We start from the raw sequence: 26,847 nt of genomic DNA, 5'->3' as shown, positions 1-26,847 counted from the left end.
GAGGGAGCAAAGAAGCAGATGACCGACACCTTCGACCACCGCCAGGTCCGCCGCGCCTTCTCGCGCGCCGCACACCACTACGACGACGCATCCGCGTTGCAGCGCGAAGTCGCGTCGCGGTTGATGGAGCAGCTCGATTACCTCGACGATCCCGCGCTGAACCGCGCGCCGCCGGAACTCGTCGTCGACGTGGGCTGCGGCCCGGGCCATGCGAGCGCGGCGATGCAGAAGCGGTGGCCGAAGGCGCACGTGGTCGGACTCGATCTCGCCCAGCCGATGCTCGGCGAAGCGCGCGGTCACGCGGGAGGATGGCGTCCGTCGTTCCTGCCCGGTGTCGCGCGCCGACCGGACTGGCTGTGCGCCGACGCGCGCGCGCTGCCGCTGCGCGATGCGAGCGTCGATATCCTGTTCTCGAACCTGTGCCTGCAATGGGTCGAAGACCTGCCGGCGGTCTTCGCGGGCTTCCGCCGCGTGCTCAAGCCCGACGGCCTGCTGCTCGTCTCCACGTTCGGCCCGGACACACTGCACGAACTGCGCGAGGCCTTCGCGCAGGCCGACAACGCGCCGCACGTGAGCCCGTTCGCGTCGATCGCGCAGTTCGGCGATGCGCTGATCGCGGCGGGGTTCAGGAATCCGGTGCTCGATCGCGATGAATTCGTGCTCGGCCACGACGACCTCGCCGGGCTGATGCGCGAACTGCGCACGCTCGGCGCGACCAACGCGATGCACGACCGGCGCCGCAGCCTCACCGGACGCTCGCGCTTCGCGCGCGCGGCGCAGGCGTACGAACCGTGGCGTCGCGACGGCCGTTTGCCGGCGACGTGGGAAGTGATCTACGCGCATGCGTGGGGCCCGCAGCCGGGCACGCCGATCCGCGTCGGCGGCGTCGACGAAGTGCGCGTGCCGGCGAGCGGCATCCCGGTGCGGAAGCGTTCGTGAACGCGCGCGGCACGGCGCTGACGGCGGTCGCCATCGCGCTCGCCTCCGCGTTCTTTTTCACCTGCACCTACGTGCTCAACCGTGCGGCGGCGGTGGAGGGCGGCCACTGGGCGTGGACCGCGTGCCTGCGCTACCTCATCACGCTGCCGCTGCTGCTGCCGGTGATGCCGTGGCAGGGCGGCGTCGCGCCGGTGTGGCGGGCGATCCGCGCGCATCCCGGGCCCTGGCTGCTGTGGAGCGGCATCGGCTTCGTGCTGTTCTATCTGTGCCTGAGCTACGCCGCATCGAGCGGGCCATCGTGGCTGATCGCCGGCACGTTCCAGCTCACCGTCATCGCCGGGATGCTGTGCGCGCCGTTCCTCTATCGCGACGAACGCCGGCGCGTGCCGTTGCCGGCATTGGCGACGGGATTGCTGGTCGTCGCCGGCGTGCTGCTGCTGCAGTTCGGCCACGGCGGCGGTTCGCTCGATCGCGACGGCTGGATCGCGCTGGTGCTCGTGGCGATCTCGGCGTTCGCGTATCCGCTGGGCAATCGCGGGCTGTTGCTGCACCTGGAACGCGCCGGCGTCGAGCTCAACGCGACGCAGCGCGTGTTCGGCATGACCCTGGCGAGCCAGCCGATGTGGTGGGCGGTCGCGGCGATCACGCTGGCGAACGTCGGCGCGCCGCCGCTCGGGCAGGTGTCGTTCGCCGCCGGTGTGGCGCTGGGCGCGGGCGTGATCGCGACGGTGCTGTTCTTCCAGGCGACCGGCATGGTGCGCAGCAACCCGACCGCGCTCGCCGCGGCCGAGGCGATGCAGGCGGCGGAAATCCTCTTCGCGACGCTGATCGGCGTGTTGTGGCTCGGCGAGGCCTGGCCGCAGGGCCGCGCGCTGGCCGGTGCGGTGCTGGTGGTGATCGGGATCGTGGTGTTCAGCATCGTCGCGGCGCGGGCGAGTGCGGGGGATGCGCGGGCGGTCGATGAGGCGTCGGGGGATCGCGGGGCGTAGTTCGCTTCTGTAGCCGGGGTAAACGAAGCGCACCGGGGTTGCCGCGTCGAGTCCACAAGGACGTGCGCACGTCGATGGTGCAGCGCGCTGCGGCGCGTTCATCACTACCGCAACTGAGTTGCACGGAGGCGCGGTGCGCTTCGCTTCCCCGGGCGACAACAGCATCGTTCAGCCGTCACCTCCTACGATCCCAGCATCGCACACGGCATCGCATCGACATGGCCCGAACCCCGCTCACCTTCGCTGCAGCCGCGCTGCTCGCCGCCTCGACCGCGCCCGCCATCGCGCAGGACCTGGGCGGCTGGAGCTTCGATCCCAACGCCTTCGATCCCGGGGCGCTCATCGCCGACGGTCGTGAACTGCTGATGCGCGCGCCCGACGCGAGCGTCGACGGCCTCTTCCAGGCGGTGCACGCGAGCGCGCGGGCGCCGCAGGACGCGCGCGTGCTGTGCGCGCTGTTCGATCCGCAGGCCGATCGCAGCCTGGACGGCTACAACCGCATCGCCGCGCAGCTGAGCGAACAAAGCCGCATGCGCTTCGCCGATGCGGCGGCGGATTTCTTCATCACCGCCGCGCAGAGCCCGCGCCAGGCGTACGACGCGAACGTCGCCGCGCAATCGCTGAAGGCGGCCGGCGTGCGTGCGGCGCTGCTGAACGATGGCTTCCTCGCCGGGCTCAACGGCGACGATCACGACGCGCGCTGCCGTTCGGTCGGCTGGCTGCTGGACGCGATGGCGGCGCGGCCGGTCGGCGAGCGCGCGTCGGTGATGCGGCTCCTGCTGAGCCAGGGGCTCGATTACCTGTCGCTTGGCACGCAGCGCTGACGCGCCGGTTCAACGGCGCGGTTCGACGCGGAAGATCACGCGCCGCTCGAACGGCGTTCCCAGCGCAACCGCGCGAAAGCCGTAGCCGTCCACCCGCTCGCGCACGGTCGGCCAGTCGGCCTGCTTGCACACCCACACCACGTGCTGTTCGTGTTCGGCCAGTTCGACCGCGAGCGGTTCGTCGTACTCGGGGTTGAAGCGCCGGTCCTGCAGCGCGTCCAGCGAGATCTTCTCGATCTGCGTGCCACGGCCGAGTTCCAGGTGCAGGCCGTACCGCGCCATGTCCTCGACGAAGACGATCTCGCGCACCGGCCCTGGCGCCCGCGCGAGGATCGCCTGCGCCCACGCCTGCGCATTCTTGTGCGTGGGCCAGTACGCGGTGGCAGCCTTCGCCAGCAACAGCAGCAGGACCCACAGCAGCAGTTTCCGCCACGACGGCAGGCCGCGGCCTTCGCGCGCCCATTGCATTGCGACGATCACCGCCATCGGCACGAACAGCGGCAGCAGGTACAGCGGCATGCGCGAACGCGCGACGCAGAACACCAGCAACGGCAGCAGCAGCCATAGCGCGAGCAGCAGCCATTGCGCGTCGCGCTGGCGACGCTCCGGATCGCGCCACCACGGCCGGACCATGGCAGGCAGGCCGCGCGTCCAGCGCCACAGCGTCGGCGTCCACGGGAGGGTGCCAACGATGAGCGTGGGGACGTAGATTTCGATCCAGCCGTACCACTCGGCGTGGCGGCCGAACTCGCCGGTGGTCATGCGATTGACCAGTTCGTCGCCGACGAAGTACTCGAACAGGCCCGGATTTCCGTGGAAGACCGCGAGGTACCACGGCAGCGCGAGCAGCGCGAACAGCACCACGCCCGACCATTGCAGCACGCGATGTCCACGCCGGCCCGGCAGCAGGAAGTCGAACAGCAGCACCACCGGCAGCGGGAACAATCCGGCCGGTCCCTTGGTGACGAAGGCCAGCGCCAGGGCGATCCACATCAGCGCGATCCACCAGCGCGGATGCGGCGCCGGCGCGAAGCGCGCCTCGACGAACGCCCACATCGCCAGCGTCGTCCACGCGCTGAGCAGGTAATCGGTGGTGATCAGCTGCGAGGCGCCGAAGGGAAACAGCATCGTCGCGTACGCCACCGCGGCGGCGTGCTGCGAACCGGGCGCGAGCCGCGCGGCGATGCGCCACGCCAGCCATACGCTCAGCAGGTACGACAGCGCGGCGGGCAGGCGCGCGGCCCAGGTGTTGGCGCCGAAGACCGCGACGCTGGAGGCGATCGCCCAGTACGTGAGCGGCGGCTTGGTCCAGTGGCCGACTTCGTCGTTGCGGCGCGGGTTGAGCCAGTCGCCGCTGTCGAGCATGTTCAGCGCGACGTTGGTGTAGCGGCCTTCGTCCGGATCCCAGATCCCGCGCGAGCCCAGGAAGGCCAGCGCCAGCACGGTCGCCAGCGCGGCGGTCCAGAGCGCTGGCGATCGAAGGAGTTGGCGCATGTGCCCGCTGCTGACGGAACCGGCGCCATGCTAGCGGCGACGATGTCGGCGGCGCGTCGGAATCGCCAGCGGGCCACCGGCTTTTGTAGCCCGGGTAAGCGAAGCGCACCCGGGTAGGACGCTCCGGCCACGGTGCCGGGGCTGCGGCCTGCGGCCTTGCCCGGGCGGCTACAAAAGGACCGGCTTCAACGCACCTGCGCGGTCCAGTCCTCGAGGTTGTAGTAGTTCGTCACGCGATGGATGCGGCCGTCGCGGATCTCGAAGAAGGCGCCGCCGGGCAGCACGTACTTCTGCCCGCGCGCAGGCGGCAGGCCGGTGTCGTCGGCGAGGTATTCGCCATGGACGATGTACTCGGCGGCGGCGCGCGCGCCATCGGGCGAGACCATCACCACGATGTCGTGCAGCTGCTCCCGATAGCTGCGCTGCATGCGCTGCAGGAACGCCGAGAACGCCTCGCGCCCGGTTTCGCGCGGGCCCTGGTTCAGATCGTGCACCACCTCGTCGCCGAGCAGGGCGAGCATGCCGTCCCAGTCGCCGCGATTGAATGCGGCGTAGTAGGCCAGGATCAGTTCGGTGGCGCGGTCGTTGGTGCGGGTGCCGTCGATCTTCATCGCGTGTCCTTGCGGAACCACAGGCGCCGTGGGGGCGGGATCGTCATGATAGCCGGCGCCTCCTCGGGCCCGACCGTGATGCGCGCCGCGGAAAGCGAGCAACGGGTGCGGAGGAGTGAGAAACGAGTGAACACCGGTGCATGGCGCTTACGCGTTTCCCACTCCTGGTTTCTCGTTCCTCGCGCTCAGGCGTGGAACTCGAACGCGCACACCTCGGCACCGTCGTTGCGGCATCGCGTTTCGACCACGTGCGGCGCACCGCCGAGCAGGCCTTCGAGCATCCCGCGCAGGAAATGGCAGCACGCGCCGGCCTCGTCGCGCCGGGAAAACGGGCTGTCGTCGACGTGCAGCGCGTCGCCGTGCAACTGCGCCTGCACGATCTGCCGCATCGCGGGCACGGCGATGCGCCGCACCGCCTCGCCATGCGCGAGCGGCGCCGGGTCGGGGAAATCGCGCGCCCGCACCCACGCGCCGATGCGCTGCCCGAGGTAGCGCAGCGACGGCTCGCGCGCCGCTTCGGGAAGCGCGCGTTCCAGTTCGAGCAGCGGCACGAAGAGGTTCGGGTATTCGCGCATCAGCTGCGGCAGCAGCGCATCGAGGCGGCGCGGCTCGACCGCGCCCGGCGAGCCCGCGCAGCGCGTCGCCGTCGCTTCGCGCGCGGGCACCTGGCGCGGCGTGCTGCAGTCCGGGCAGGTCGCTTCGAAGTTCGACACCAGCCGGTGCGTGGCGATGCATTCCTCCAGCCGCGCCAGGTTCGGCTGCGGGCCGCGCACCAGCATGGTCAGCACGACGCCGTCCTCGCCGCCGGCCGTGCGCTGGCGCAGCAGCGTGAAGCCGTGCGCGATCACCGCCTGCCCGAGCGCCAGCAGCAGGCCTTCGCGCCGGTCGGAGACCACGCGGAATTCCACGTCCACCACCATCCGCCACCCCCATGGCGATCGTCGTCTCGCGGCGCGGCGGCGCTGGCGTTGCCGGATCCCCATCCGGCAACCCGCGTCGGCGACACGGCCGCGGCCGGCTTACGCCAGAATCGGCACAGCGATTCTGGTCAAACCGTCACGAAAAGCAAGGAACGAGTTCGGGGGAGTGAGGAACGAGCGGGGCTTCTCATCCGAACAGGGTGGGCAGGGTGTCCGGGTCGACGTTGCCGCCCGACAGCACCACGCCCACGCGCTGGCCGGCGAACAGGGCGGGGTTCGCGAGTACCGCCGCCAGCACGGTCGCCGAGGACGGCTCGACGATCTGCTTGGTGCGCTGCCAGAACAGGCGCATCGCCGCGATGGTCGCGGCGTCGTCGACCGTCAGCACCTGCGCGTGGTGGTCCCGGAGCATGCGGAAATTGATCGCGCCGAGCGTGCCGCGCAGGCCGTCGCAGACCGTGTCGGGCGTGAAGTCGGTGACGCGTTCGCCGCGCTGGAGCGAGGCGAAGGTCTCCGCCGCGCCCGACGGTTCGGCGAGGAACAGGCGCGTGCCGGGCGAACGCGCGGCGACGCTCAGCGCGGTGCCGGCCGCCAGCCCGCCGCCACCGACCGGCACGATCACCGCGTCGAAACGCTCCGGCGAGCACAGCAGCTCCAGCGCGGCGGTGCCCTGGCCGGCGATCACGCGCGGATCGGTGTAGGGGTGCACGAGCTCGGCGCCCAGCTCCGCCTGGAGTTCCGCACAGCGGGCCTCGCGCGCGGCGATGGTCGGCGCGCAGCGGTGCAGGGTGGCGCCGTGGGCCTCGATCGCCGCGAGCTTCGCCGCCACCGCGCCTTCGGGCACGACCACGTGGCAGGCGACGCCGCGCGTGCGCGCCGCCAGCGCCAGCGCCGCGCCGTGGTTGCCGGAGGAATGCGTGACCACGCCGCGCGCGGCCGTCGCCTCGTCCAGCGACCAGATCGCGTTGCACGCGCCGCGGAACTTGAAGGCGCCCGCGCGCTGCAGGTGTTCGGTCTTGAAATGCAGTTCGCAGCCGGCCATCGCGTCGAGCGTCCGCGAACGCAGCACGGGCGTGACGTGCGCGTGCGGCGCGATCCGCGCGGCGGCGGCGAGGACGTCGTCGAAGACGGGCAGGACGGAAGCGGCGGTGTCGTTCATGGGGCGATGGTAGGTCCTGTGGCGTCGTCAGGGCGCGCGGGCCTTGAGCAGGCTCACCGCGGCGGAACCGGCGACGACCAGCGCGGCGCCGATCCAGCCCAGCGGGGTGATGCGTTCGGGCGCGAGCCACTGCGGCCACAGCGCGTGCACGGCCGTCGCCGCGGCGATGCACAGCAGCGGCGTGGTCGCGAGCACCGCGGATACGCGCGAGGCTTCCCAGTGCGCCAGCGCTTCGGCGAAGGCGCCGTAGGCCCCGATCGTGTTGAACGCGCAATAGGCGAGCAGCGCCCAGTGCGGACCGTCGAGCCGCAACAGCTGCGCCGGCTGCGCGAACGGCAGCAGCGCCAGCGTCGCCACGACGTAGATGAAGAGCAGGATCTGCATCGACCCCAGGCGCATGAGCAGCTGCTTCTGCAGCAGCGCGTAGATCGCCCAGACGATCGCGCCGACGATCACCAGCGCCGATCCCAGCACGTAGCCCGGCGCCTTGGCGCTCGCGGCGAGCTGGTCGGCGAAGAACAGCGCCATGCCGGCGACCAGCAACGCCAGGCCGAACCATTGGGCGAAGCGGAAGCGTTCGCCGAACACCCAGATCCCGCCCAGCGCCATCAGCAGGGGCGCGAGCTGGATCAGCAACTGCGCATTGGCCGGCGTGGTGTGCTGAACGCCGAGCAGGTAGAACACGTAGTTGCCCACCAGCATCAGCGCGGCGACCAGCAGCATCGCCCAGCTGCGACGGCCCAGCGTCCGGTACCCGCCCAGCCGCCCGCGAAGGCCCAGCCACGCACCGGTGAACACCGCCGCGACCAGGAAGCGGAACCAGGTCAGCGTGATCGGGTCCAGCACCTGCAGCACCAGCTTCAGTGCGATCGGCAGCGTCGCCCAGCAGGCGGCGGTGATCAGGGTGAGCGTGAGCCCCAGCCGCCAATGGCCGGAGGCGCGATGCAGGGTCATTGGCGGGTCCGTCGCGGAGGGCGTGCCATGCTGTCATCGCGCGAAACGACCGGCAATGCGAAACCGGCGTGCGAACCGCGCGCTACGCTGAACCCCGCCATCGCGGCGGCGTCCGCGCGGGAAGAATTAAGGCCGAGTTCAATCCTTCGGCTTGAAGCTGGCGGCACACCCTGGGGGGTCCGAAACCATGATCCGCAAACTGATCCTGCCTGCGCTGGCCGCCACGCTGCTGGCCGGCTGCGTTACCGGCTACACCTATCGCGGCGCGTCCGGCAGCGGCGATTACTACTACGGCCGTCCTTCGGTCGAGTACCGCTATTACGGCGGGTACGGCGGCTACTACGGTTATCCGTACGGCTACGGTGGCTATGGCTACTGGGGCTCGCCGTATCGCTACGGTTACGGCTATCCGTACTACTCGTACCCGCGCTATCCGGCCTACCGGTATCCGTACCGCTACGACCGTCATCCGGGCCACCACTGGAACGGCAACCGTCCGCCGAACCACGGCCACGGCTGGTCGGGCAACGGCCCGCGTCCGCAGATGCCGGGTACGACGGCCCCGCGTCCGACCACCCCCGGCAGCGCACCGCGTCCGGCGCAGCCGCCGCGCGCGACCGCCCCGCGTCCGCAGCGCGCCAGCCCGCCGCCGCGTCCGAACAATGCTGTCCGGGGCATCCGGCAACAGGAGCGTTGACTGTGGTCGCAAGCTCTCGGGCGCAGTCACATTTTTCCTCTTGCGCTCGGGGACGACTGACGGCAATCTGCGGTCATTGACCGATTGCGTCGCTTTTGGACGTAATTCGGAAAACCGGCCCCAGAGCCGAACGCTCCATGTCGGCGCCCGATGAGGAACCACGGATCCCCCCTGTTCCGTCCCCATCGGGCGTCGGCGCCCATCCCGGCGGGTTTTACGGCCCGCCGCAGACGCGAAAGGCGCCCTCACGGGCGCCTTTCGTGTTTCCGGGTCTCCCCGGCAAGCAAATAAAAAGGGGGCCGAACGTCCCCCGACATTCGGCCCCCGTGCTTCCCCTGCGAGCGCTTGGCCAGCCCCTGTTCCAATTCCGGCCGGCGCTTAGCGCCTGCCCCGCTGGGTGCAAGAGGTATGTCGCAGGAACCGTGCCAACTTTCACCGGGCGTTCATTCTCGACGGCGGGCGAGGCCGGCCTGACCTAGAATTCCGCCCCCGGACACGCGTCCGGACCGCATCCGACGAACCCCGATGAGCCAGAACTTCTACCAGTACGACGTGATCGTGGTTGGCGGCGGCCACGCCGGCACCGAGGCCGCGCTCGCCTCGGCGCGCGCCGGCGCGCGCACGCTGCTGCTGACGCATTCGGTGGAAACCGTAGGCGCGATGAGCTGCAACCCGGCCATCGGCGGCATCGGCAAGGGCCATCTGGTCAAGGAAATCGACGCCCTCGGCGGCGTCATGGCGAAGGCCGCGGACGCCGCGGGCATCCAGTGGCGTCGCCTCAACGCGAGCAAGGGCCCGGCCGTGCGCGCCACGCGCTGCCAGGCCGATCGCGCGCTGTACCGCGCCTTCATCCGACGCGCCGTGGAAAGCCAGCCGAACCTGACGCTGTTCCAGGCAGCGGTGGACGACATCGCGTTCGACCGCGGCAAGGTCACCGGCGTGGTCACGCAGACCGGTTTGCGCTTCGACGCGCCCGCCGTCGTGCTGACCGCCGGAACGTTCCTCGCCGGCAAGGTGCACGTCGGACAGACGACCTACGCCGCCGGCCGCGCCGGCGATCCGCCCGCCGTCGCGCTCGCGCACAAGCTGCGCGAAGGCCCGTTCGTGGTCGATCGCCTCAAGACCGGCACGCCGCCGCGCATCGACGGCCGCACGCTGGACTACTCGGTGATGGACGAACAGCCCGGCGACGATCCGCGCCCGGTGATGTCCTTCATGGGCTCCACCGCCGATCATCCGCGCCAGGTGTCGTGCTGGATCACCCACACCAGCGAGCGCACGCACGAGATCATCCGCGGCGCGCTCGACCGTTCGCCGCTGTACACCGGCCAGATCGAAGGCATCGGTCCGCGCTACTGCCCGTCGATCGAGGACAAGGTCGTGCGCTTCGCCGAGAAGGCGAGCCACCAGATCTTCGTCGAGCCCGAGGGCCTGGAGGTCGTCGAGATCTACCCGAACGGCATCTCGACCTCGCTGCCGTTCGACGTGCAGCTGGAGCTGGTGCGTTCGATCCGCGGCTTCGAGCAGGCGCACATCACGCGCCCGGGTTACGCGATCGAATACGACTTCTTCGATCCGCGCGGCCTGAAGACCACGCTGGAAACCAAGTCGGTCGGCGGCCTGTTCTTCGCAGGCCAGATCAACGGCACCACCGGTTACGAGGAAGCCGCCGCGCAGGGCCTGCTGGCCGGCGTGAACGCGGCGCGCTTCGTGCGCGGGCTGGACGGCTGGAGCCCGCGTCGCGACGAGGCGTACCTCGGCGTGCTGGTCGACGACCTGACCACGCACGGCACCAGCGAGCCGTACCGCATGTTCACCTCGCGCGCCGAGTACCGCCTGCAGCTGCGCGAGGACAACGCCGACCTGCGCCTGACGCCGGTCGGCCGCGAGCTGGGCCTGGTCGACGACGCGCGCTGGTCGCGCTTCGACGCCAAGCGCGAGGCGATCGCCCGCGAGAACGCGCGTCTGGCCGGCATCTGGACCGCGCCGACCAACGCGCTCGGCCGCGAAACGATGGACGTGCTGGGCATCGAGATCAGCCGCGAAACCAGCGCGCTGGACCTGCTCAAGCGCCCGGAACTCGACTACGCGACGCTGATGGCGGTGCCGTCGCTGGGCCCGTCGGTCGACGACGCGGACGTGGCCGAACAGGTCGAGATCGGCGTGAAGTACGCCGGATACCTGGATCGCCAGCGCGAGGAGATCGCGCGCCAGCAGCGACACGAATCGACGCCGATTCCGGAGGGTTTCGACTACGCCGCGGTGCGCGGGCTGTCGGCCGAAGTGCAGCAGAAGCTCGAACGCGTCCGCCCGCAGACCGTCGGCCAGGCGCAGCGCATCCCCGGCATGACGCCGGCGGCGATCTCGCTGCTGCTGGTGCACCTGACTCGGGCGCGGCGCACGCGGGTGGCGTAGTCGCTGGCACGGCGATCAGCCGTGTCCGCCCGATCGCCGCGACCACGGCAAGGGCAGAGACAGCGCGAACAGCGCGAAGTAGGCGAGACGGCTCGACCACGACTCCCGGCAGGCCGGTATGCCTTCACCCTCGTCCTGTGGACCCGCGAATGCGCCTTCGTCCAGATCGCGCACGAGTTCGCGCGCTTCATCGAACCGCTCCGACGCGACCCTGACTTTCACGCCGCCGAGCGCCAGACGCCAATCCCAGAACATGAGCACGCTGTGCTCGTCCGCGAGCCACGCCGGGATGCCCTCGGCCTGGAGCCGTCCGCGCACGATATGAGCGAGCAGTGGATCGGAGTAGGCGGCGACGGTCCGGTACATTTGCGTCTGTCTTCCCCGTGATGGCCCGAGCGATGACCCGAATCACCGGCACAGTATGGCTGCTCACCGTGGTCCTCAGTGCATGCACGCCGACCGCGACGCCTCCGGCCACGAGCCCGGCCACCGAGCAGGTGCGCGCGCCACGGGCGACGTCGAAACCCTGGCCGCTGCCCGCCACCACCGCTCCCGCCGCGCAGCCCGACCTCGTGCGCGCACCGGACGGCAGCCTGCTGCTCTCCTGGGTGGAACATGCCGGTGACGAGCAGGGCGACGAAGCGCACACGCTGAAGTTCGCGCGCTTCGCGAACGGCACCTGGAGCGAACCGCGCGAGATCGCCCGCGGCGGCGACTGGTTCGTGAACTGGGCCGACACGCCGCACATCGCGGTCACGCCCGACGGCGCATTGTGGGCGCACTGGCTGCGCAAGCGCGAGGGCGCGGGCTACGCGTACGACGTGGTGCTGGCGCGTTCGGGCGACGATGGCGCGAGCTGGTCCGCGCCCGTCGTCGTCAACACCGACGGCACGCCGACCGAGCATGGCTTCGTTTCGCTGTGGCCGGTCGGTGCGGATCGCCTGGGCGTTGCATGGCTGGATGGCCGCAACACCGGCGGTGGCGGGCATTCGGCGCATGGCGGCCACGCAGGCGCGGGCGCGAAGCACCCGCCCGGTGCGATGACGCTGCGCACGGCGGTGTTCGACACCTCGCTGCAACGCAGCGACGAGCGCGAACTCGACGCGATGACCTGCGACTGCTGCCAGACCGACGCCGCGCTGACCGCGCGCGGCCCGTTGCTGGTGTATCGCGGACGCACGCCGGCGGAAGTGCGCGACATCCTCGCCGTGCGCGGCGACGGCACGCAATGGCAGGCCGCCGCGCGCGTGCACGCCGACGACTGGACGATGCCGGCGTGTCCAGTCAACGGACCGGCGGTGGCGACGCGCGGTACGGACGCGATCGTCGCCTGGTACACCGGCGCGGGCGATGCGCCGTCGGTGAAGCTCGCGCACAGCCGCGGTGGCGGAGCGGACTTCGCCGCGCCGCTCGTGCTCGATCGCGGCATGGCGGTGCAGGGCCGCGTCGACACCGCACTCGACGAACGCGCCGCATGGGCGTTGTGGATGAACGAGGACGCCGGCGGCCAGGCGCTGCGCTTCGCCCGCTTCACGCCGGATCTCGCCCGCGAACTGCAGCGCGGCGACGTCGCCGAACTGCAGGGAAGAGGGCGCGGCACGGGGATGCCGAAGATCGCGCTCGTCGACGGAAGCGCGTTCATCGTGTGGACCGACGTGGTGGGCGGCAAGCCGGGCCTGCGCGGCGCGCGCTATGCGACGACGCCATGAACGTGCGGACGTACGACGGTGGTTGCCACTGCGGACGCATCGCGTTCGGGATGACGCTGTCGCAGCCCGAATCGGATTACACCCCGCGCGCCTGCGATTGCAGCTTCTGCCGCAAGCACGGCGCGGCGTGGTTGTCGGACGCGAACGGCACCCTGCGCGTGCGCCTGCGTGGCGAACCGCTGGTGTATCGGCAGGGATCGGCGCAGGCGGAGTTCATCGCGTGCGCGCACTGCGCGGTGCTGGTGCTGGTGCGTCATGAACACGATGGGCGCACGCACGCGGCGGTGAACGTGCGCGCGCTGGACGACGCGGAAGCGTTCGCGGCGGCGCAGGGCGCGTCGCCGCAACGCCTTGGTGCGGATGAAAGACGCGAGCGATGGACGAAGCTGTGGTTCGCGGACGTGCGGGTCGTCGACGCGGACGATTAGCGGAGTCTCTACGTCATCATCCCGGCAGACGCTCCGCCCCTGCGAATGCGGGGGAGGGTTGGGGAGGGTGAATTGGCGCGCGGTGGCGCCGATTCGGGCTTGACGGCTCCCCGGGTGCGCTTCGCTTACCCGGGCTACAAGAGCTTCGTCGCAAGAGCGTAGTGGAGTTCCCTACGCCCCCGCCTCCAACGCAAACAACTGCAGATCCGCTTCCCCCATCCGCACCGTGTCGCGGAAGGTGAGGCCGATGCGTTCGAGCACCTTCACCGAAGGCGTGTTCCCCGGCGACACGATCGCCAGCAGGCGCGGCAGGCCGAGCGTACGCATCGCGTGATCGCGCACGGCGGTGCAGGCTTCCACCGCGTAGCCCTTCGACCAGTGGCGCGGCAGGAAGGCGTAGCCGATGTCGGCGTCGGGCAGCGTGTCGCGGCGGACGAGGCCGGCCATCCCGAGTGCCTCGCCGCTCTCCTTCGACTCCACCAGCCACAGGCCGTAGCCGTTGCGCGCGTAGCTCGCGCGCGGGGTGGCTTCGATGTAGTTCAATGCCGACGGCAGGTCGCGCACGCCGCGATCGCCGATGTTCGCCAGGAACGAAGGATCGGTCAGCAGTTCCAGGATGAACGGCGCATCGGCCGGTTCGATCTCGCGCAGTACCAGGCGTTGCGTTTGAAGCACCTGCATTGGTGGCGTCCCTTGCGGCGGTTCGTGTCGTTGCCGACGACGATCCCGCATCCCGGGCCGCAAGTCGAGTGCGGCCGTGCGGGTCACTTCTCCCTGCGCCAGTTGAGGGAGGCGCGGTTCTCCACCGTGCTCGATTCGATCTGCACGTCGAAGCCCTTGCGCAGCAGGTACTTCAGCATCAGCACCTGGCCGGTGCCCAGCAGCGACACGCCGTAGCCGACGTACAGGCGCGGCGAGATGTGCTTGCCGAAGCCGAGCACGCTGCCGCCCAGGGCGCGGCTGTCGCTGACGCCCGCATCGTCCAGGCCGAGCTTCGCGCCGAGCTGCGAGGCGATCAGGCTGCCGCCAGCCGACAGCGCGGCGCTGGCGGCGTTCACCTGGCGGCTTTCGTCGCTGCTCGCGCTGGCGAGCGGGCGGCCGAGGGTCAGGTACGCGAGCGCCTCGGACTGCGAGCTGGCCGGATCGGACCACACGTTCGCGGTGGGCGCGCTGGCCCGGCCGCGGATGTCGACGCCGGCGGTGACGTCGCCGATCACGCGTTCGGCGCGGATGTTGAGGATCGGGTCCGACACCGGCCCACCCGACCATGACAGCTCGCCGCGCGTGATGTCGAGCTTCTGCCCGTACGCCTTGTAGCGCCCGGCGACCTGCAGCTGGCCGCTCGCGGTCATCTCGCGGCCGGGGTGCGAACGCACGCGCATGCGCCCGCCGAGGCTGCCTTCCAGGCCGAAGCCGTTGAGTCGCACGTCGTCGCCGAGCACCAGCGACAGGTCCAGGTCGAGCGGCGACGCGGCGCTGGCTTCCGGGTCTTCCGGATCGAGCACCACCACGTCCGGCGACGCCGACACGCCCTGGTCGAGACGCTCCAGGTCGATGCGCGCCGACGGCACGGTGACGGTGCCGGTCACGGTGATCGGCTGGCCGGCGGCGTAACGCACCTGCACGTCGGGGCTGGCGACCGCATGCAGGTCGCGCGTGTCGGAGACCAGCACGTTCTCGCCGGTCGCGGTGAGCAGCAGCGGCGCGCTGGTGTCCTGCCAGTTGAGCGAGCCGTCCACGCGCAAGGTGCCTTCGCCCGAACGGATCTGCCCGGCGATGCGCGCCGTGCCATCGGGCAGCGCGTCCAGGCGCACGTCGCCGCCTTCGAGCACGATCGCCAGCGACGGGAGTTCGGTGCTGAACTGCGTCAGCCGCGCCTGCCCGCCCAGCTGTGGCCGCGCGCGCGTGCCGCCGAGGGTGATGCGCGCATCGAGCGTGCCCTTGGGTTCCATGATGTCGGGCGAGAACAGTTCCAGCCACACCAGCTCGGACGTGTTGACCGACACCTGCCCGGCGAGCGGCGCGTAATCGTCCCAACCCGTGGTGATGCGCGCATCGATGCGACCGCCGCTGTTGAAGGCGGTGGCGAGTTCGGCGTTGATACGGCGCGGGTCGAACGTCGCCGCCAGGGTGAGGTTCTCGTAGCTCAGCACTTCACGCCGCGAGCGCTCGCTGTTCTTCAGGCCGCCGCCGCTCGATCGCACGTCGAGCCGGCCGCTCCACGCGTTGCCGACGGGGCGCATCTGGCCATCGAGCGAAATCTCCCCGCGGATCAGCCACGGCCGGCCGCCCTCGCGTTCGGGCAGGTACGGCACGACGAGGCTGAGCGGCAGCGCGTCGCCCTTCACCGCGACGCCTCGACGCGGCCAGTCGGCGCTGGCGCACAGCGCGCCGCCGCCGCTGCCGACGAAGCAGCTGTTGCTGAGCGAACCGTTGCGGCCATCCCAGCTGAAACGCGCCGCTTCGCGCAGGCGCCACGACGCGCCGCGCGTGGGCGTCAGTTCGAACGCGGACAGCGCGCCCTGCCACGTGTTGCCGCGCCTTGCGACGTTGCCCGCCAGCGACAGCGCGCCGATGTCGCCGCGCGCCTCGCCCTGCACCTGCAGGGCCTCGACCGAGCCGCGCGCATCCAGCGACACCGACGACAGCGGCAGGCCGACCTGCAATCCCGTCGCGCGCACCGCGAGGTCGCCGTTGCCGCGCTGCCACGGCAGGCGACCCTTCGCGGTGAGCGACTGCGCCTGGTAATCGCCGAACTTCAGGCCGCTGCCGGTGAGATCGACGGTGACGTCGGGCGCGTTGCGCGGGCCGCGCACCTGCGCCGTGCCGCGCAGCGTGCCGGCGCCGCCGGGCAGCAGGTCGGAGAGCACCAGCGGCGTCAGCTTCGCGTCGATGTCGAGCGTGTTCCCGACGGTGCCCTTCGCATCGATGCGGCTGCCGCCGAGCGTCAGCGCGACGTCGCCCCGGTACGTCGTCTCGCCGCCGGCCGTGCCCGCGCCGCGCATGGCGAAGTTCGCGTTGCCGCCGAGCGGCCGGTTGCGCAGTCGTCCGCCGAGACCGCTCGCGTTCGCGGTCACGTCGAGCCCGCCATCGGCGCGCGTGCTGCCCTGCGTGGCGATGCGGCCGTTGATCGAACCCTTGAAATCCGGCGCGAAATAGCCCGGATCGAAACCGGCGAGCGTCGCGTCGATGTCCCAGCCCAGCGACGGCGCCCAGGCGATGGTGCCGGTCCCGTCGAGCGTGCCGCTCGGCATGCGCGCCTGCAGGGTCTTGAGCGTCATGCGCTGGTCGTCGCCGCGGCCGTCGAACGCGACCGTGGCCTGCGTGCCGTCGCGGCGCAGCGTCGCGTTGCCGATCGCCGCCCACGATTGCATCGTGCCGGCGAAGCCGAGGTCCGCGTCGACGTCGATCGAGACCGTTTCGGTTCGCGCGGCCGGCGGCGGTGCGGTGACCGTCTGCAGCTTGCGTGCGCTCACGCTCGCCGGCGGGTTGGTCGCGGCGCTCGCGGACGCGGCCGGCACCGTCGTTTCGCCGCCGAAGCGCAGGTTGCGCGCGTTCGCGGCGAAGCGGAACTTCGCGTTGCCGGTGTCGGTGAAGTCCGCCGTGCCGCGCAGGGTCGCGGTGCCGTCGAAGATGCGCAGCGCGAGCGGCTGCACGTCGAGCACCTGGTTCTCCACGCGCACCTTCGACGGCAGCACCGTGGCGACCAGATCGCCCTGCCGGAATTCGCCGCGCAGATCGGCCGCGCCGCCCACGCCGTCGGCACTGAAGCTGAAGACCAGCGGACGATCCTCGTCGTTCGCCTCCGCGCCGGTGAGCAGGCCGATGTCGAGTCCTTCCGCGTCCGCGTCGAGGCGCCACTTCGGCTGGTCGCGTCCGTGCAGGACGAGGCTCGCGCGCAGCGGTTGCGGCGTGTGGCCGGCGATCGCCACGTTCATCCGCGACAGATCGCCGCGCGCGACCAGCCCCACGCGTGCCGGCGTGCGGCCTTGCGCGGCGGGCAGCACGGCGCTCGCGGTGAGGTCGGTGCGGTAGTCCTCGCGCGGCACGTAATCGCCGTGCAGCTTGAAACGGCCGAGGTCGCTGTCGACGAACAGGCGTTCGACGTGCAGTTCGCCCTGGCGCGCATCGAGGCCGCCGCGCAGCGTGCGCACGTCGATGAGCTTCTCACCCGCCTGCGTGAGCAGGAACCCATCGACGCGCACGTCGTCGGCCTGCAATTCCAGCGGCGGCGCGATTTCCGGCAACACCTCGGGCCAGCGCGGCAGTTCGAACGGCTCGTCGGATCTGGGGATTTCGAGCTTCGCATTGGCGATCTGCAACGCGTCCAGCCGCAGGCGCCTGCGGATGAGCGGACGGATCGCCGGATCCAGGTGCACGCGGTCGGCGGTGAAGACGATGCGCTCGTAGGTGAAGCGCACGCCGTTCATCGTCAGCGGGCCGGAGAGCGGGCCCTCGACGCTGCGCCACGACAGCGTCGCGGTTGCCGGCAGGCGCGAGACGATCTGCGCCAGCAGCAGGTCGCGACCGCCGATGCTGGTGAGCAGCCAGTACAGGAACACGCCCGCGAGCAGCGCGATGGCGACCGACACGATGCCGGCACGGATCGCCAGCCAGCGCATGCGCGCGAAGCGGCGCGCACGCAGCTCGGCGATGCGCGCTTCGCGCGGGTCCTGCGGGGTTTCGTTGGCGGGAGTGGGCTGGCTCATGCGCGCCTCACCAGGTCGCACCGATGTTCAGGTAGATCTCGTAATCCGAGTCCGGATCCTTCAGGCCGCGCGCGATGTCCACGCGTACCGGGCCCACCGGCGAACGCCAGCGCGCGCCGACGCCGACGCCGGTGTGGATGTCGGGCGTGTCGTCGAACGCGTCGCCCGCATCGACGAACACCGCCATGCCCCACGGGCCGTTGTCGAAATAATGCTCGAATTCCGCCGAACCGGTGAGCACGTTCTTCGCGCCGAGCGCGTATTTCTTGCCGTCGCTGCCGATGGTGGACGGCCCGACTTCGCGGAAGCCGTAACCGCGGATGCTGTTGTCGCCGCCGGCAAAGAAGCGCAGCGATGGCGGCATGTTCACCAGCGCGTTGGTGAAGGTGCCGCCGGCTTCGGCGCGCAGGATCAGGCGGTTGCTCTCGCCCATGCCCTGGTACCAGCGCGCCACGCCCCAGGCCTGGCCGAAGGTCGCGTCCGAACCCACGCCCTCCACGCCGCCGCGCACTTCCAGCGTCACGCCGATGCCGCGCCGGGGGAAGATGCGGTCGTCGGCGTCGACGTATTCGGCGCGCAGCGAGGGATACAGGAACGTCGCCGACTGGTACTGCACCGGCGTGTTCTCGTCGCCGTCGTCGTCGGCGACGTAGGCCCAGCGTTCGCGCAGCGCGTGCAGCGCGGCGATCGCGGTGAGGCGGCGGCTGATCTGGCCGCTGCGGCTGGCGACGACCTCGACCTTGCGCGTGTCCATGTAGTCGGTCTGTTCGTCGTAGTACTGCGCGCTGAAGGTGTACCAGCCGTCCAGCCACGCGAACGCGGGGATGCGGTACTGCGCGGTCGCGGTCTTGCGCTTGGACGCCCAGTCGATCTGGCCCAGCGCCTTGTGCCCGCGATCGTTGACGTAGCGCCGCTCCATGCCCAGGCGCACGCCGGGGCCGCTGTCGGTGCCGTAGCTCAGGCCCGCGGTGTAGATCGTGCGCTTGGCCGGGGTGAGGGTGACGGTCACCGGCACCTGGTTGTCCACCGCGTCCTCGGGACGCGGCTGGATCTCGATGCTGGAGAAGTAATCCAGCCGCGCGAGCGATTCGCGGAACCGGTCGAGCTTGCCCTGGTGGTAGTAGCTGCCCTGTTCCCAGTAGATCAGCTTGTCGAGGAGGCTGTCGCGGATGATCTCGTGCGGCGTCTGCTCGATCTCGATCGGCCCCATGTCGTAGCGGCCGCCGCTGCTCCACACCAGGTCGATGTCGGCGGCGCGCTCGGCGCGGGTGATCTCCACGCGGCGCGAGCTGAAATCCGCATCGAAGTAGCCGCGCTCGGCGAGGCGGCGGGTGATCCGCGTCTTGCTCGCTTCGTAGAGCTGGTGGTCGAACACGTCGCCGGTCTGCGGGCGGAACGCGCCAAGGTCTTCCTTCAGGTAACGGTCGTCGCTGCCGTCGCCGATGATCGCGATGTCGGCGCGACGCACGCGCACGGGTTCGTCGAGCGTCACGGTGATGGTGACGGTCACGCCGGTGCTGCCGCTGCCTTCGCGCGCGACCTCGATCTTCGGCGAGTAGAAGCCGAACGGCTCCAGCGCTTCGCGTGTCTCGTCCTCGGCCTCGCGCACCAGGTATGCCAGACGACGGCCGGGCACGTCCTGGCCGATCACGTCCACCAGCGAAAGCGCGCCGCGCACGTTCGCGGTCTTGGTTTCGTCCAGGCCGTGGATGTCCACGCGCTTCACCGTCGCCGCGTGCGCCACGCCGGCGGTCGCAAGCAACAACGCGGCGATGGCCAGGACGCGGGGGAGGGTCGGCATGCGGGCAGGATAACCGGGGCGAACGACGGGGCTGGTTAACGGCGGGTTTAGGCCCGCGCGGATGCGGGCCCTGCGCCGCCGTGCGTCAGATCGACAGGTGTTCGATCGCCGCGACGCTGCCCAGCCGGTCGGACAGGCGCTTGAGCAGCGCAAGCCGGTTGTTGCGCACCGCCGCATCGTCGACGTTCACCATCACGCCGTCGAAGAACGCATCGACCTGCGGACGCAGGCGCGCGAGGCGGCCGAGTGCGGTCACGTAATCGCGCGACTGGAGCAGCGGATCGGTGTCGGCGATGGCGCCGTCCACGGCCTGCGCGAGTTCGCGTTCGGCGTTCTCGGCGAACAGCGCGGCGTCGATGCCCGACGGCACTTCGCCTTCGACCTTCTTCAGGATGTTGCGGATGCGCTTGTTCGCCGCGGCGAGCGCCTGCGCCTCGGGGAGCTTGGCGAATTCGGCGATGGCGTTGAGGCGGTGGTCGAAGTCGGGCAGCGAATCGTGCGCGACGTTCTCCACCGCATCGAACTGCACCGACGCCACGCCGCGATCGGCGTAATAGCCGCGCAGGCGGTCGTAGACGAACTGGGTGATGTCGTAGCTGCCGATCTCGGCATGCTTCGCCGGCTGCAGCGTGAGCGCGCGTTCGATGAGGTCGTGCAGCAGCAGGTCGTGTCCGCCTTCCAGCAGCGTGCGCGCCAGGCCCAGCGCATTGCGCCGCAGCGCGAACGGATCCTTGTTGCCGGTGGGCTTCAGGCCCGTGGCGAAACCGCCGGCGAGCGTGTCCAGGCGTTCGGCGATGGCGAGCACCTGGCCGAGCTTCGACGGCGCGATGTCGTCGCCAGCGAAACGCGGCATGTAGGCCTCGTCTATCGCGTGGGCGATTTCCAGCGGTTCCTTTTCCACCGCCGCGTAGTAGCGGCCGGCGATGCCCTGCAGCTCGGGGAACTCGCCGACCAGGCGCGATTGCAGGTCGGCCTTCGACAGTTCGGCCGCGCGACGCGCCTGCGCCGGGTCCACGCCCACCTGCGCGGCGACGGCTTCGGCCAGCGCGGCCACACGCGCGACCTTGTCGGCGATGGAGCCGAGCTTGTCCTGGTACTTCACGTTCGCCAGGCCGTCGTTCATCGACGCCAGGCCCTGCTTCATGTCTTCCACGAAGAAGAACTTCGCGTCGGAGAAGCGCGGGCGGATCACGCGCTCGTAGCCCTTGCGGACTTCGGCTTCGTCCTTGGATTCGATGTTGGCGATGCCGATGAAGCGCTCGCTCAGCCTTCCGTCGGCATCGAGCACCGGGAAGAACTTCTGGTTCGCTTCCATCGTGGCGATGAGCGCTTCCTGCGGCACGGCGAGGAATTCGCGCTCGAAGCTGCAGCTCACGGCCTTCGGCCATTCGGTGAGGCCGTTCACCTCTTCGAGGATGCCGTCGTCGATGCGCGCCACGCCGCCGGCCGCACGCGCCGCGTCGGTCACTTCCAGCACGATGCGCTCGCGGCGCTCGTCCGGATCGACCAGCACCTTCGCGCCGCGCAGCGATTCGACGTAATCGGCGGGCGTGGAGAACCACACCGGCTTGTCGTGCATGAAGCGATGGCCGCGACTCATGCGGTCGGCGCGGGTGCCGAACAGTTCGGCGTCCACCACGTCCTTGCCGAGCAGCATCACCAGCCAGTGCACCGGGCGCGCGAAGCCGTAATCGTGATCGCTCCAGCGCATCGGCTTGGGGATCGGCATCGCGGCGACGGCCTCGCGCAGGATCTCCGGCAGCAGCGCGGCGGTGGTCGCACCGGGCTTTACGGAGCGATGCACGAAACGCTCGCCCTTGTTGTCGCTGGTCTTCTCCAGCGTCGTCCACTCGATGCCGGCCTTCGCGGCGAAACCCTGCAGCGCCTTGGTCGGCTGGCCGTCGGCGTCGAGCGCGATGTTGAGGTAGGGGCCGAGCACTTCGGACTTCTGCTCCGGCTGCTCCAGCGCGACGCCCGGCAGGCGCACGGCAAGGCGGCGCGGCGTGTACAGCGGCTTGGCTTCATCGCGCTCGAAGGCGATGCCGCGCTTGGCCAGGCCGTCGAGGATGCCGTCGAAGAACGCCTGCGCCAGCGCGGGCAGCGCCTTGACGGGGAGCTCTTCTGTGCCGAGTTCGATCAGGAGGGGGAGTTGCTGCGACATCCGTAGCCTCAGGTTCTTGAGCCCTCCCCCTCAAGGGGAGGGTGGGTGGGGATGGGTGCATGGGTGCGTCGCCGCGACACCATCCCCATCCCAGCCCTCCCTTTTAAGGGGAGGGAGTTAAGAGCGGAACCGCGTTGCTCAGGCCGCTTCCGCGGCCTTCTTCAACGCCGGGAAACCCAGCTTCTCGCGCTGCGCGTAGTACGCCTCGGCCACGCCCTGCGCGATGCGGCGCACGCGCAGGATGTAGCGCTGGCGTTCGGTCACGCTGATCGCGCGGCGTGCATCGAGCAGGTTGAAGCTGTGGCTGGCCTTGCAGACCTGGTCGTACGCCGGCAGCGGCAGGCCGAGTTCGATCAGCTTCAGCGCTTCGGCTTCGCACGCGTCGAAACGGTGGAAGAGTTCGGCCACGTCGGCGTGCTCGAAGTTGTACGCGCTCTGCTCGACTTCGTTCTGGTGGTAGACGTCGCCGTAGGTCACCGGCGTGCCATCCGGGCCGTACGTCCAGATCAGGTCGTACACGTTGTCGACGTTCTGCAGGTACATGCACAGGCGTTCGAGACCGTAGGTGATCTCGCCCAGCACCGGGCGGCATTCCAGGCCGCCGGCCTGCTGGAAGTAGGTGAACTGCGTGACTTCCATGCCGTTGAGCCAGACTTCCCAGCCCAGCCCCCAGGCGCCGAGCGTCGGCGATTCCCAGTTGTCCTCGACCAGGCGCAGGTCATGCACCAGCGGGTCGACGCCGAGCGCCTTGAGCGAATCGAAGTACAGCTCGACGATGTTGTCCGGGCTGGGCTTCATCGCCACCTGGTACTGGTAGTAGCGCTGCAGGCGGTTGGGGTTCTCGCCGTAGCGGCCGTCGGTGGGACGGCGGCAGGGCTGGACGTAGGCGGCATTCCACGGCTCCGGACCGAGCGCCCGCAGGAAGGTGGCCGGATGGAAGGTGCCGGCACCGACCTCCAGGTCGAGCGGCTGGATCAGCGTGCAGCCCTGGTCGGCCCAGTAGGCGTTCAGGCGCTGGATCAGTTCCTGGAAAGTCGGTCCCTGGAAGGTAGGTGCGGCCATGGTCTCGGTGGGGGTCCCGCAAAGCGGGTTAGTATAGCCGCGGGCCTTGATGCCGCTGGTTTTTTCGCACTTCCGCGGGGCGGCGGCGCGGCCCGCAACGCATCCCGCAATGCCTCCGCAGTGGAGGCCCGCCAACGTCCGTATTCCGCCGTGAACCACCGACATACCCGGCCCTTCCTGATCCTCGAAACCGGCCAGCCCGTCGCTTCGATGCGCCGCCATCGCGGCTTCCCGCACTGGATCCGCGTCGCCGCCGGCCTGACCGCCGACGAAGCGGTCGTGGTCAACGTCGAAGCCGGCGACGCGCTGCCCGCGCGCGAGGGTTTCGCCGGCACGATCATCACCGGCTCCGGCGCGATGGTCACCGAGCGCCGCGACTGGAGCGAACGCAGCGCGCACTGGCTGCGCGACGCGGCGCAGGAAGGCATGCCGCTGTTCGGCATCTGCTACGGCCACCAGCTGCTGGCGCACGCGCTCGGCGGCGAGGTCGGGGTGAACCCGACCGGTCGCGAGATGGGCACCATCGACCTGCAGCTGCATCCGCACGCCGACGAGGACCCGCTGTTCAAGGGCCTGCCCGCGCAGTTCGCGGCGCAGGCCACGCACCTGCAGACGGTGCTGCGCGCGCCGCAGGGCGCGACGGTGCTGGCGCGTTCGAACCAGGACGACTGCCACGCGTTCCGCTGGGGCGAGCGCGCCTGGGGCGTGCAGTTCCACCCCGAATTCAGCGCCACGCACATGCGCGGTTACGTCCACGCGCGACGCGAGGCGCTGCACGGCGAAGGCCGTTGCGCGAAATCGCTGGCGCGCGCGGTGAGCGCCACGCCGCATGCGCGCCGCGTGCTGCGCCGCTTCGTGCGCCACGCGCGCGGCCTGCACGGGCACTGAGTTTCCCCGTTCCGTCTTCCGCGTGCGATACGCTCGCACGCGCTCCCCCACGCGACATCACCGAACCTCTTCCATGACCACTCACGCAACCGGCCCGCTCGCCGGCCTGACCTGGCTCAAGCGCGGCATCAACCTGGGCCGCCACAATGCACGCGCGGTGTTCGGCGCGGCGGCGATCCTGATGCTGGTGGGCATCCTGCCCGGCCTGCTGCAACTGCTGGTGCTGTCGATCCTCAAGCCCGATCCCAACGGCGCGATGATCGTCGCGGCCGGCGCGAACCTGGTCTCGATCGTGATCCTGTCGCCTTTCATGGGCGGCTTCCTGCGCCTGATCGACGCCACCGAACACGCCCGCCCGGCCTCGGCGGGCGACGTCTTCAAGCCGTTCCGCCACGGCGGCGACGCCGGCCGCCTGATCGGCTTCGGCCTGCTCATGACGCTGTACTACGTAATCATCGGCGTCGCGCTGATCACCGTGTTCGGCGATGGCTTGCTGGAATGGCTGACCAAGGTGATGACGCTGCAGCAGGCGGCGGGCAACGGCCGCATCGATCCGGCGCAGGTGCCCGACGCGCCCGCCGGTCTGGGCGGCCTGCTCGGCCTGGGCTCGATCCTGTTCCTGTTCCTCGCCGGCGTGTACGCGATCGGCTTCGGCCAGGTCGCGCTGGGCGGACGCCCGGTGCGCCGCGCGATGGCCGACGGCGTCGTCGGCACGGCGAAGAACCTGCTGCCGATCCTGCTGCTGGCGATCATCGTTGTGCTGGCGTCGATCCCGGTCGGCCTGGTGCTGATGGCGGTGTTCGGCATCGTCGCGCTGATCGGCGGGGTGATCCATCCCTCGCTGGGCGCCGCGCTGATCGTGCCGTTGTACCTGGCGCTGGTGATCGCGTTGTACGTGGTGATGTTCGGCGTCATGTACTACCTGTGGCGCGACGTGTGCGGCCCGGCCGGGCCGCAGGCCGATGGCCCGCCGCCGCCGCCGTCGAACAATCATCAGATCGAACTCTGAGCCGGCTTTTGCGCGGGCATCGTGCTCAGCCGAGCGCGCGTTCCACCGCCGCCTGCGCCAATGACGCAAGGTGCCCGGCCACGAGGAAGGTGAAAGCCGCGGCGATCCCCGCCTGCAGCACGATCCAGCCGCGCGCCCACGCCGGCAGCGGCGCATCGTCGCGCACCACGCGCGTGCCGCTCAGGCGGTCGTGGAGGGTGAGATGGTGCGGCGCGATCGCCGCCATGGCGTGGCCGATGTTGAGCGTCAGCCACGACAGCAATCCGGCGAACTGACGCGCGACGGAGCGCGCGATCCCGGGCGCCGCACCGGCGCGATCCACCACGCGCAGGCCCAGCGCATGCTTGCCCGGACTCCCCTGCCAGCGCGAACACTCGCCGGCCACGTGCCAGCCCAGCATCGCGATGGCGAACACCAAAGTGGGTACGCCGATGGCACGCAGCAGCGAGGTTTCCAGCGCGGCGATGGCGCGTTCGATCGACGTATCCGACAACAGAGCGAACACGTTCGGCGCGCCGCCGGCATCGAGTTGCGCGGCGAGCGCACCGTAGAAGCGGTCGAGCAGATCGATGAAACCCTGCTCCAGCGCGCGCAGTTCACGCGCCGTGCGGGTCCACAGGAACGGTGCGATCAGCGCGGCGACCATCGCCGCATCCAGCGACCAGGCCGCGTAGCGCGGCCAGAAACGCGCGGGCGCGCTCACGCGGTGGGCGTCTGCCCGGGCGTGCCGTCGTTCTCGGGCCGCGGCTTGAGCCAGCGCGAGGCGATGATGCCCAGCTCGTACAGGATGCACATCGGGATCGCCAGCATCAGCTGCGACACCACGTCGGGCGGCGTGATCACCGCGGCGATCACGAACACGCCCACGACCGCGTAGCCGCGCGAATCCCGCAGCTGCTGCGGCGTCACCCAGCCCAGCAGCACCAGGATCACCAGCGCCACCGGCAGCTCGAAGCTCGCGCCGAAGGCGAGGAAGATCACCAGCACGAAATCCAGGTACTTGCCGATGTCGGGCGTCATCGCCACCACGTCGGGCGTGAAGCGCGCCAGGAAGCCGAACACCGACGGCAGCACCAGGAAGAAGGCGAACGCGCAACCGATGTAGAACAGCGCCACCGCCGAGACCAGCAGCGGCATCGCCAGCCGTTTCTCGCGGTGGTACAGGCCGGGCGCGACGAACGCCCAGGCCTGGTACAGCAACCACGGCATCGTCAGCAGCAGCGACGTGAAGAAGGCCAGTTTCACCGGCACGAAGAAGCCGCCGGCCGGATCGACCGCCACCAGCCGCCCGCTTTCCGGCAGCGAACCCAGCAGCGGCCGTGCGAGGACCGCATAGATGTCGGCCGCGAACGGCAGCAGGATCACGAACACGACCAGCAACCCTGCGACCGCGCGCAGCAGGCGCGCGCGCAGTTCGATCAGATGGTCGATCAGCCTCGGTTCGGCACCGTCCGCGCCGGCTTCGGCTTCGGCAGAGTGGGCATGGGACTCATGGTCGCGACTCATCGGCGCTGCGCCCCGTCATCGTGGGCGGTCCGGTGCGCGGGCACCGGCTCGGGCTGCGCTTCCGAATCGGTTTCCACCGGCAGGCCGCGCGCATACACGTCGTCGGGACTCGCCGCCGCCCCGGCCGATTCGAGCCCGGGTTTCAGGTCCGGATCGGACGCCGACGCCAGCGGGAGTTCGTCCAGCTCCGGCTTCCGGGCCGGCGATGCGTCCGGCTGCGATCCGGGGGGGGGCGCCGCCGTGTCGCGCACGTCGCGGTCGAGGTCGTCGAGCTCGCGCTGCAGCGATTCCTGCTCGCGCTTGATCCGGTTGCGGGCCTCGTCGAAGCCCTCGCGCAGTTCGTCCTGCGCCTCGCGCAGCGAATCCTGCGTCTGCCGCAGGCTGCGCTTGAGCTCCTCGGCGGCCAGCTCGTTCTCCAGCTCGGACTTCACCGAATGCCACTGAGCACGCGCGCGCCGCACCCACAGGCCGGCGAAGCGCGCTGCCTTGGGCAGGCGCTCGGGGCCCAGCACGAGCAGGGCCACGATCGCGATGACGAAGATCTCGGAGAACCCGATGTCGAACATGGCCGC

General features: G+C 70.4%; 23 protein-coding genes. 9 read left to right on the top strand and 14 right to left on the bottom strand.

What is annotated here, in order from left to right; translation table 11 throughout:
* Nucleotides 1-18 precede the first annotated feature (18 nt).
* The 3 genes from bioC to I4U41_RS14370 all read left to right on the top strand — a co-directional run bounded on the left by bioC (nt 19) and on the right by I4U41_RS14370 (nt 2,752).
* Nucleotides 19-939 (top strand): malonyl-ACP O-methyltransferase BioC, encoded by a 921-nt coding sequence (gene bioC, locus I4U41_RS14380; RefSeq protein WP_206861864.1) that lies wholly within the window; start codon nt 19-21, stop codon nt 937-939.
* A complete protein-coding gene (locus tag I4U41_RS14375; protein WP_206861863.1) occupies nt 936-1,928 on the top strand; it encodes a multidrug resistance efflux transporter family protein in 993 nt (330 codons plus the stop codon). Before bioC ends, I4U41_RS14375 begins: the two co-directional genes overlap by 4 nt.
* Nucleotides 1,929-2,146: 218 nt before the next feature.
* A complete protein-coding gene (locus tag I4U41_RS14370; protein WP_206861862.1) occupies nt 2,147-2,752 on the top strand; it encodes a hypothetical protein in 606 nt (201 codons plus the stop codon).
* A 9-nt stretch (nt 2,753-2,761) separates the two neighbouring features.
* Here the strand turns inward: I4U41_RS14370 and I4U41_RS14365 are convergent, their stop codons facing one another.
* The 5 genes from I4U41_RS14365 to I4U41_RS14345 form a co-directional block, all read right to left on the bottom strand.
* Nucleotides 2,762-4,246 carry an ArnT family glycosyltransferase gene (locus tag I4U41_RS14365; RefSeq protein ID WP_206861861.1) on the bottom strand — a complete coding sequence of 495 codons (1,485 nt, stop codon included), beginning with the start codon at nt 4,244-4,246 and terminating at the stop codon, nt 2,762-2,764.
* Between the two features lie 185 nt (nt 4,247-4,431).
* Complete coding sequence (locus I4U41_RS14360; RefSeq protein WP_206861860.1) at nt 4,432-4,857, bottom strand: ketosteroid isomerase-related protein; 426 nt, start codon at nt 4,855-4,857, stop codon at nt 4,432-4,434.
* Between the two features lie 185 nt (nt 4,858-5,042).
* Nucleotides 5,043-5,777: a hypothetical protein gene (locus I4U41_RS14355; protein ID WP_206861859.1), complete on the bottom strand. Its 735-nt coding sequence runs from the start codon at nt 5,775-5,777 to the stop codon at nt 5,043-5,045.
* 187 nt (nt 5,778-5,964) lie between these two features.
* Entirely contained in the window at nt 5,965-6,936 is a 972-nt protein-coding gene (locus I4U41_RS14350) for a pyridoxal-phosphate dependent enzyme (RefSeq protein WP_206861858.1), read from the bottom strand.
* A gap of 27 nt (nt 6,937-6,963) precedes the next feature.
* Nucleotides 6,964-7,890: a DMT family transporter gene (locus I4U41_RS14345; protein WP_206861857.1), complete on the bottom strand. Its 927-nt coding sequence runs from the start codon at nt 7,888-7,890 to the stop codon at nt 6,964-6,966.
* 187 nt (nt 7,891-8,077) lie between these two features.
* Here I4U41_RS14345 and I4U41_RS14340 point away from each other — a divergent pair, with 187 nt between their 5' ends.
* Together I4U41_RS14340 and mnmG are read left to right on the top strand one after the other, a co-directional pair.
* Nucleotides 8,078-8,587: a hypothetical protein gene (locus I4U41_RS14340; protein WP_206861856.1), complete on the top strand. Its 510-nt coding sequence runs from the start codon at nt 8,078-8,080 to the stop codon at nt 8,585-8,587.
* 525 nt (nt 8,588-9,112) lie between these two features.
* The gene (gene mnmG / locus I4U41_RS14335) at nt 9,113-11,002 is read left to right on the top strand and encodes a tRNA uridine-5-carboxymethylaminomethyl(34) synthesis enzyme MnmG (RefSeq protein ID WP_206861855.1); all 1,890 of its coding nucleotides are present in this window, start codon (nt 9,113-9,115) and stop codon (nt 11,000-11,002) included.
* Between the two features lie 15 nt (nt 11,003-11,017).
* Here mnmG and I4U41_RS14330 read toward each other — a convergent pair whose 3' ends face one another.
* On the bottom strand, nt 11,018-11,368 hold the full coding sequence (locus I4U41_RS14330; RefSeq protein ID WP_206861854.1) for a putative signal transducing protein: 351 nt from the start codon (nt 11,366-11,368) through the stop codon (nt 11,018-11,020).
* 32 nt (nt 11,369-11,400) lie between these two features.
* Between I4U41_RS14330 and I4U41_RS14325 the strand changes: the two genes are divergently transcribed.
* Nucleotides 11,401-12,711 carry a sialidase family protein gene (locus tag I4U41_RS14325; RefSeq protein ID WP_206861853.1) on the top strand — a complete coding sequence of 437 codons (1,311 nt, stop codon included), beginning with the start codon at nt 11,401-11,403 and terminating at the stop codon, nt 12,709-12,711.
* Nucleotides 12,708-13,139, top strand: coding sequence for a GFA family protein (locus I4U41_RS14320; RefSeq protein WP_206861852.1), 432 nt, complete (start codon nt 12,708-12,710; stop codon nt 13,137-13,139). Before I4U41_RS14325 ends, I4U41_RS14320 begins: the two co-directional genes overlap by 4 nt.
* A gap of 171 nt (nt 13,140-13,310) precedes the next feature.
* On the opposite strand, the gene I4U41_RS14315 is transcribed toward I4U41_RS14320, so the two are convergent.
* The 5 genes from I4U41_RS14315 to glyQ all read right to left on the bottom strand — a co-directional run bounded on the left by I4U41_RS14315 (nt 13,311) and on the right by glyQ (nt 22,872).
* A complete protein-coding gene (locus I4U41_RS14315) occupies nt 13,311-13,820 on the bottom strand; it encodes a GNAT family N-acetyltransferase (RefSeq protein WP_206861851.1) in 510 nt (169 codons plus the stop codon).
* 83 nt (nt 13,821-13,903) lie between these two features.
* A complete protein-coding gene (locus I4U41_RS14310) occupies nt 13,904-17,848 on the bottom strand; it encodes a translocation/assembly module TamB domain-containing protein (RefSeq protein WP_206861850.1) in 3,945 nt (1,314 codons plus the stop codon).
* A gap of 7 nt (nt 17,849-17,855) precedes the next feature.
* Nucleotides 17,856-19,649 carry an autotransporter assembly complex protein TamA gene (locus tag I4U41_RS14305; RefSeq protein ID WP_206861849.1) on the bottom strand — a complete coding sequence of 598 codons (1,794 nt, stop codon included), beginning with the start codon at nt 19,647-19,649 and terminating at the stop codon, nt 17,856-17,858.
* Between the two features lie 85 nt (nt 19,650-19,734).
* Nucleotides 19,735-21,810 (bottom strand): glycine--tRNA ligase subunit beta, encoded by a 2,076-nt coding sequence (gene glyS, locus I4U41_RS14300; RefSeq protein WP_206861848.1) that lies wholly within the window; start codon nt 21,808-21,810, stop codon nt 19,735-19,737.
* Between the two features lie 138 nt (nt 21,811-21,948).
* On the bottom strand, nt 21,949-22,872 hold the full coding sequence (gene glyQ, locus I4U41_RS14295; RefSeq protein ID WP_206861847.1) for a glycine--tRNA ligase subunit alpha: 924 nt from the start codon (nt 22,870-22,872) through the stop codon (nt 21,949-21,951).
* A 150-nt stretch (nt 22,873-23,022) separates the two neighbouring features.
* On the opposite strand from glyQ, the gene I4U41_RS14290 reads away from it, so the two are divergent.
* Both I4U41_RS14290 and I4U41_RS14285 read left to right on the top strand, forming a co-directional pair.
* Entirely contained in the window at nt 23,023-23,760 is a 738-nt protein-coding gene (locus tag I4U41_RS14290; protein ID WP_206862139.1) for a glutamine amidotransferase, read from the top strand.
* 73 nt (nt 23,761-23,833) lie between these two features.
* Nucleotides 23,834-24,769 carry a hypothetical protein gene (locus I4U41_RS14285; RefSeq protein ID WP_206861846.1) on the top strand — a complete coding sequence of 312 codons (936 nt, stop codon included), beginning with the start codon at nt 23,834-23,836 and terminating at the stop codon, nt 24,767-24,769.
* A gap of 25 nt (nt 24,770-24,794) precedes the next feature.
* Here I4U41_RS14285 and I4U41_RS14280 read toward each other — a convergent pair whose 3' ends face one another.
* From I4U41_RS14280 to tatB, 3 genes are read right to left on the bottom strand one after another with little or no spacing between them, the layout of a single operon-like run.
* The gene (locus tag I4U41_RS14280) at nt 24,795-25,472 is read right to left on the bottom strand and encodes an RDD family protein (RefSeq protein WP_206861845.1); all 678 of its coding nucleotides are present in this window, start codon (nt 25,470-25,472) and stop codon (nt 24,795-24,797) included.
* Nucleotides 25,469-26,275, bottom strand: a complete 807-nt coding sequence (gene tatC, locus I4U41_RS14275; protein ID WP_206861844.1) for a twin-arginine translocase subunit TatC — start codon at nt 26,273-26,275, stop codon at nt 25,469-25,471. The genes I4U41_RS14280 and tatC overlap by 4 nt, the downstream gene beginning before the upstream one ends.
* Complete coding sequence (gene tatB, locus I4U41_RS18585; protein WP_206861843.1) at nt 26,272-26,841, bottom strand: Sec-independent protein translocase protein TatB; 570 nt, start codon at nt 26,839-26,841, stop codon at nt 26,272-26,274. Before tatB ends, tatC begins: the two co-directional genes overlap by 4 nt.
* Nucleotides 26,842-26,847: the final 6 nt, after the last annotated feature.

The organism is Lysobacter changpingensis, from assembly GCF_017308985.1.
GTDB lineage: Bacteria > Pseudomonadota > Gammaproteobacteria > Xanthomonadales > Xanthomonadaceae > Lysobacter_J > Lysobacter_J changpingensis.
This window is presented reverse-complemented; position numbering and strand designations above follow the sequence as displayed.

Bases quoted from the DNA above. Each gene is read 5' to 3' on its own strand.
- bioC (WP_206861864.1), top strand. From the start codon at position 19: ATGACCGACACCTTCGACCACCGCCAGGTCCGCCGCGCCTTCTCGCGC.
- I4U41_RS14370 (WP_206861862.1), top strand. From the start codon at position 2,147: ATGGCCCGAACCCCGCTCACCTTCGCTGCAGCCGCGCTGCTCGCCGCC.
- I4U41_RS14365 (WP_206861861.1), bottom strand. From the start codon at position 4,246: ATGCGCCAACTCCTTCGATCGCCAGCGCTCTGGACCGCCGCGCTGGCG.
- I4U41_RS14360 (WP_206861860.1), bottom strand. From the start codon at position 4,857: ATGAAGATCGACGGCACCCGCACCAACGACCGCGCCACCGAACTGATC.
- I4U41_RS14355 (WP_206861859.1), bottom strand. From the start codon at position 5,777: ATGGTGGTGGACGTGGAATTCCGCGTGGTCTCCGACCGGCGCGAAGGC.
- I4U41_RS14350 (WP_206861858.1), bottom strand. From the start codon at position 6,936: ATGAACGACACCGCCGCTTCCGTCCTGCCCGTCTTCGACGACGTCCTC.
- I4U41_RS14345 (WP_206861857.1), bottom strand. From the start codon at position 7,890: ATGACCCTGCATCGCGCCTCCGGCCATTGGCGGCTGGGGCTCACGCTC.
- I4U41_RS14340 (WP_206861856.1), top strand. From the start codon at position 8,078: ATGATCCGCAAACTGATCCTGCCTGCGCTGGCCGCCACGCTGCTGGCC.
- mnmG (WP_206861855.1), top strand. From the start codon at position 9,113: ATGAGCCAGAACTTCTACCAGTACGACGTGATCGTGGTTGGCGGCGGC.
- I4U41_RS14330 (WP_206861854.1), bottom strand. From the start codon at position 11,368: ATGTACCGGACCGTCGCCGCCTACTCCGATCCACTGCTCGCTCATATC.
- I4U41_RS14325 (WP_206861853.1), top strand. From the start codon at position 11,401: ATGACCCGAATCACCGGCACAGTATGGCTGCTCACCGTGGTCCTCAGT.
- I4U41_RS14320 (WP_206861852.1), top strand. From the start codon at position 12,708: ATGAACGTGCGGACGTACGACGGTGGTTGCCACTGCGGACGCATCGCG.
- I4U41_RS14315 (WP_206861851.1), bottom strand. From the start codon at position 13,820: ATGCAGGTGCTTCAAACGCAACGCCTGGTACTGCGCGAGATCGAACCG.
- I4U41_RS14310 (WP_206861850.1), bottom strand. From the start codon at position 17,848: ATGAGCCAGCCCACTCCCGCCAACGAAACCCCGCAGGACCCGCGCGAA.
- I4U41_RS14305 (WP_206861849.1), bottom strand. From the start codon at position 19,649: ATGCCGACCCTCCCCCGCGTCCTGGCCATCGCCGCGTTGTTGCTTGCG.
- glyS (WP_206861848.1), bottom strand. From the start codon at position 21,810: ATGTCGCAGCAACTCCCCCTCCTGATCGAACTCGGCACAGAAGAGCTC.
- glyQ (WP_206861847.1), bottom strand. From the start codon at position 22,872: ATGGCCGCACCTACCTTCCAGGGACCGACTTTCCAGGAACTGATCCAG.
- I4U41_RS14285 (WP_206861846.1), top strand. From the start codon at position 23,834: ATGACCACTCACGCAACCGGCCCGCTCGCCGGCCTGACCTGGCTCAAG.
- tatC (WP_206861844.1), bottom strand. From the start codon at position 26,275: ATGAGTCGCGACCATGAGTCCCATGCCCACTCTGCCGAAGCCGAAGCC.
- tatB (WP_206861843.1), bottom strand. From the start codon at position 26,841: ATGTTCGACATCGGGTTCTCCGAGATCTTCGTCATCGCGATCGTGGCC.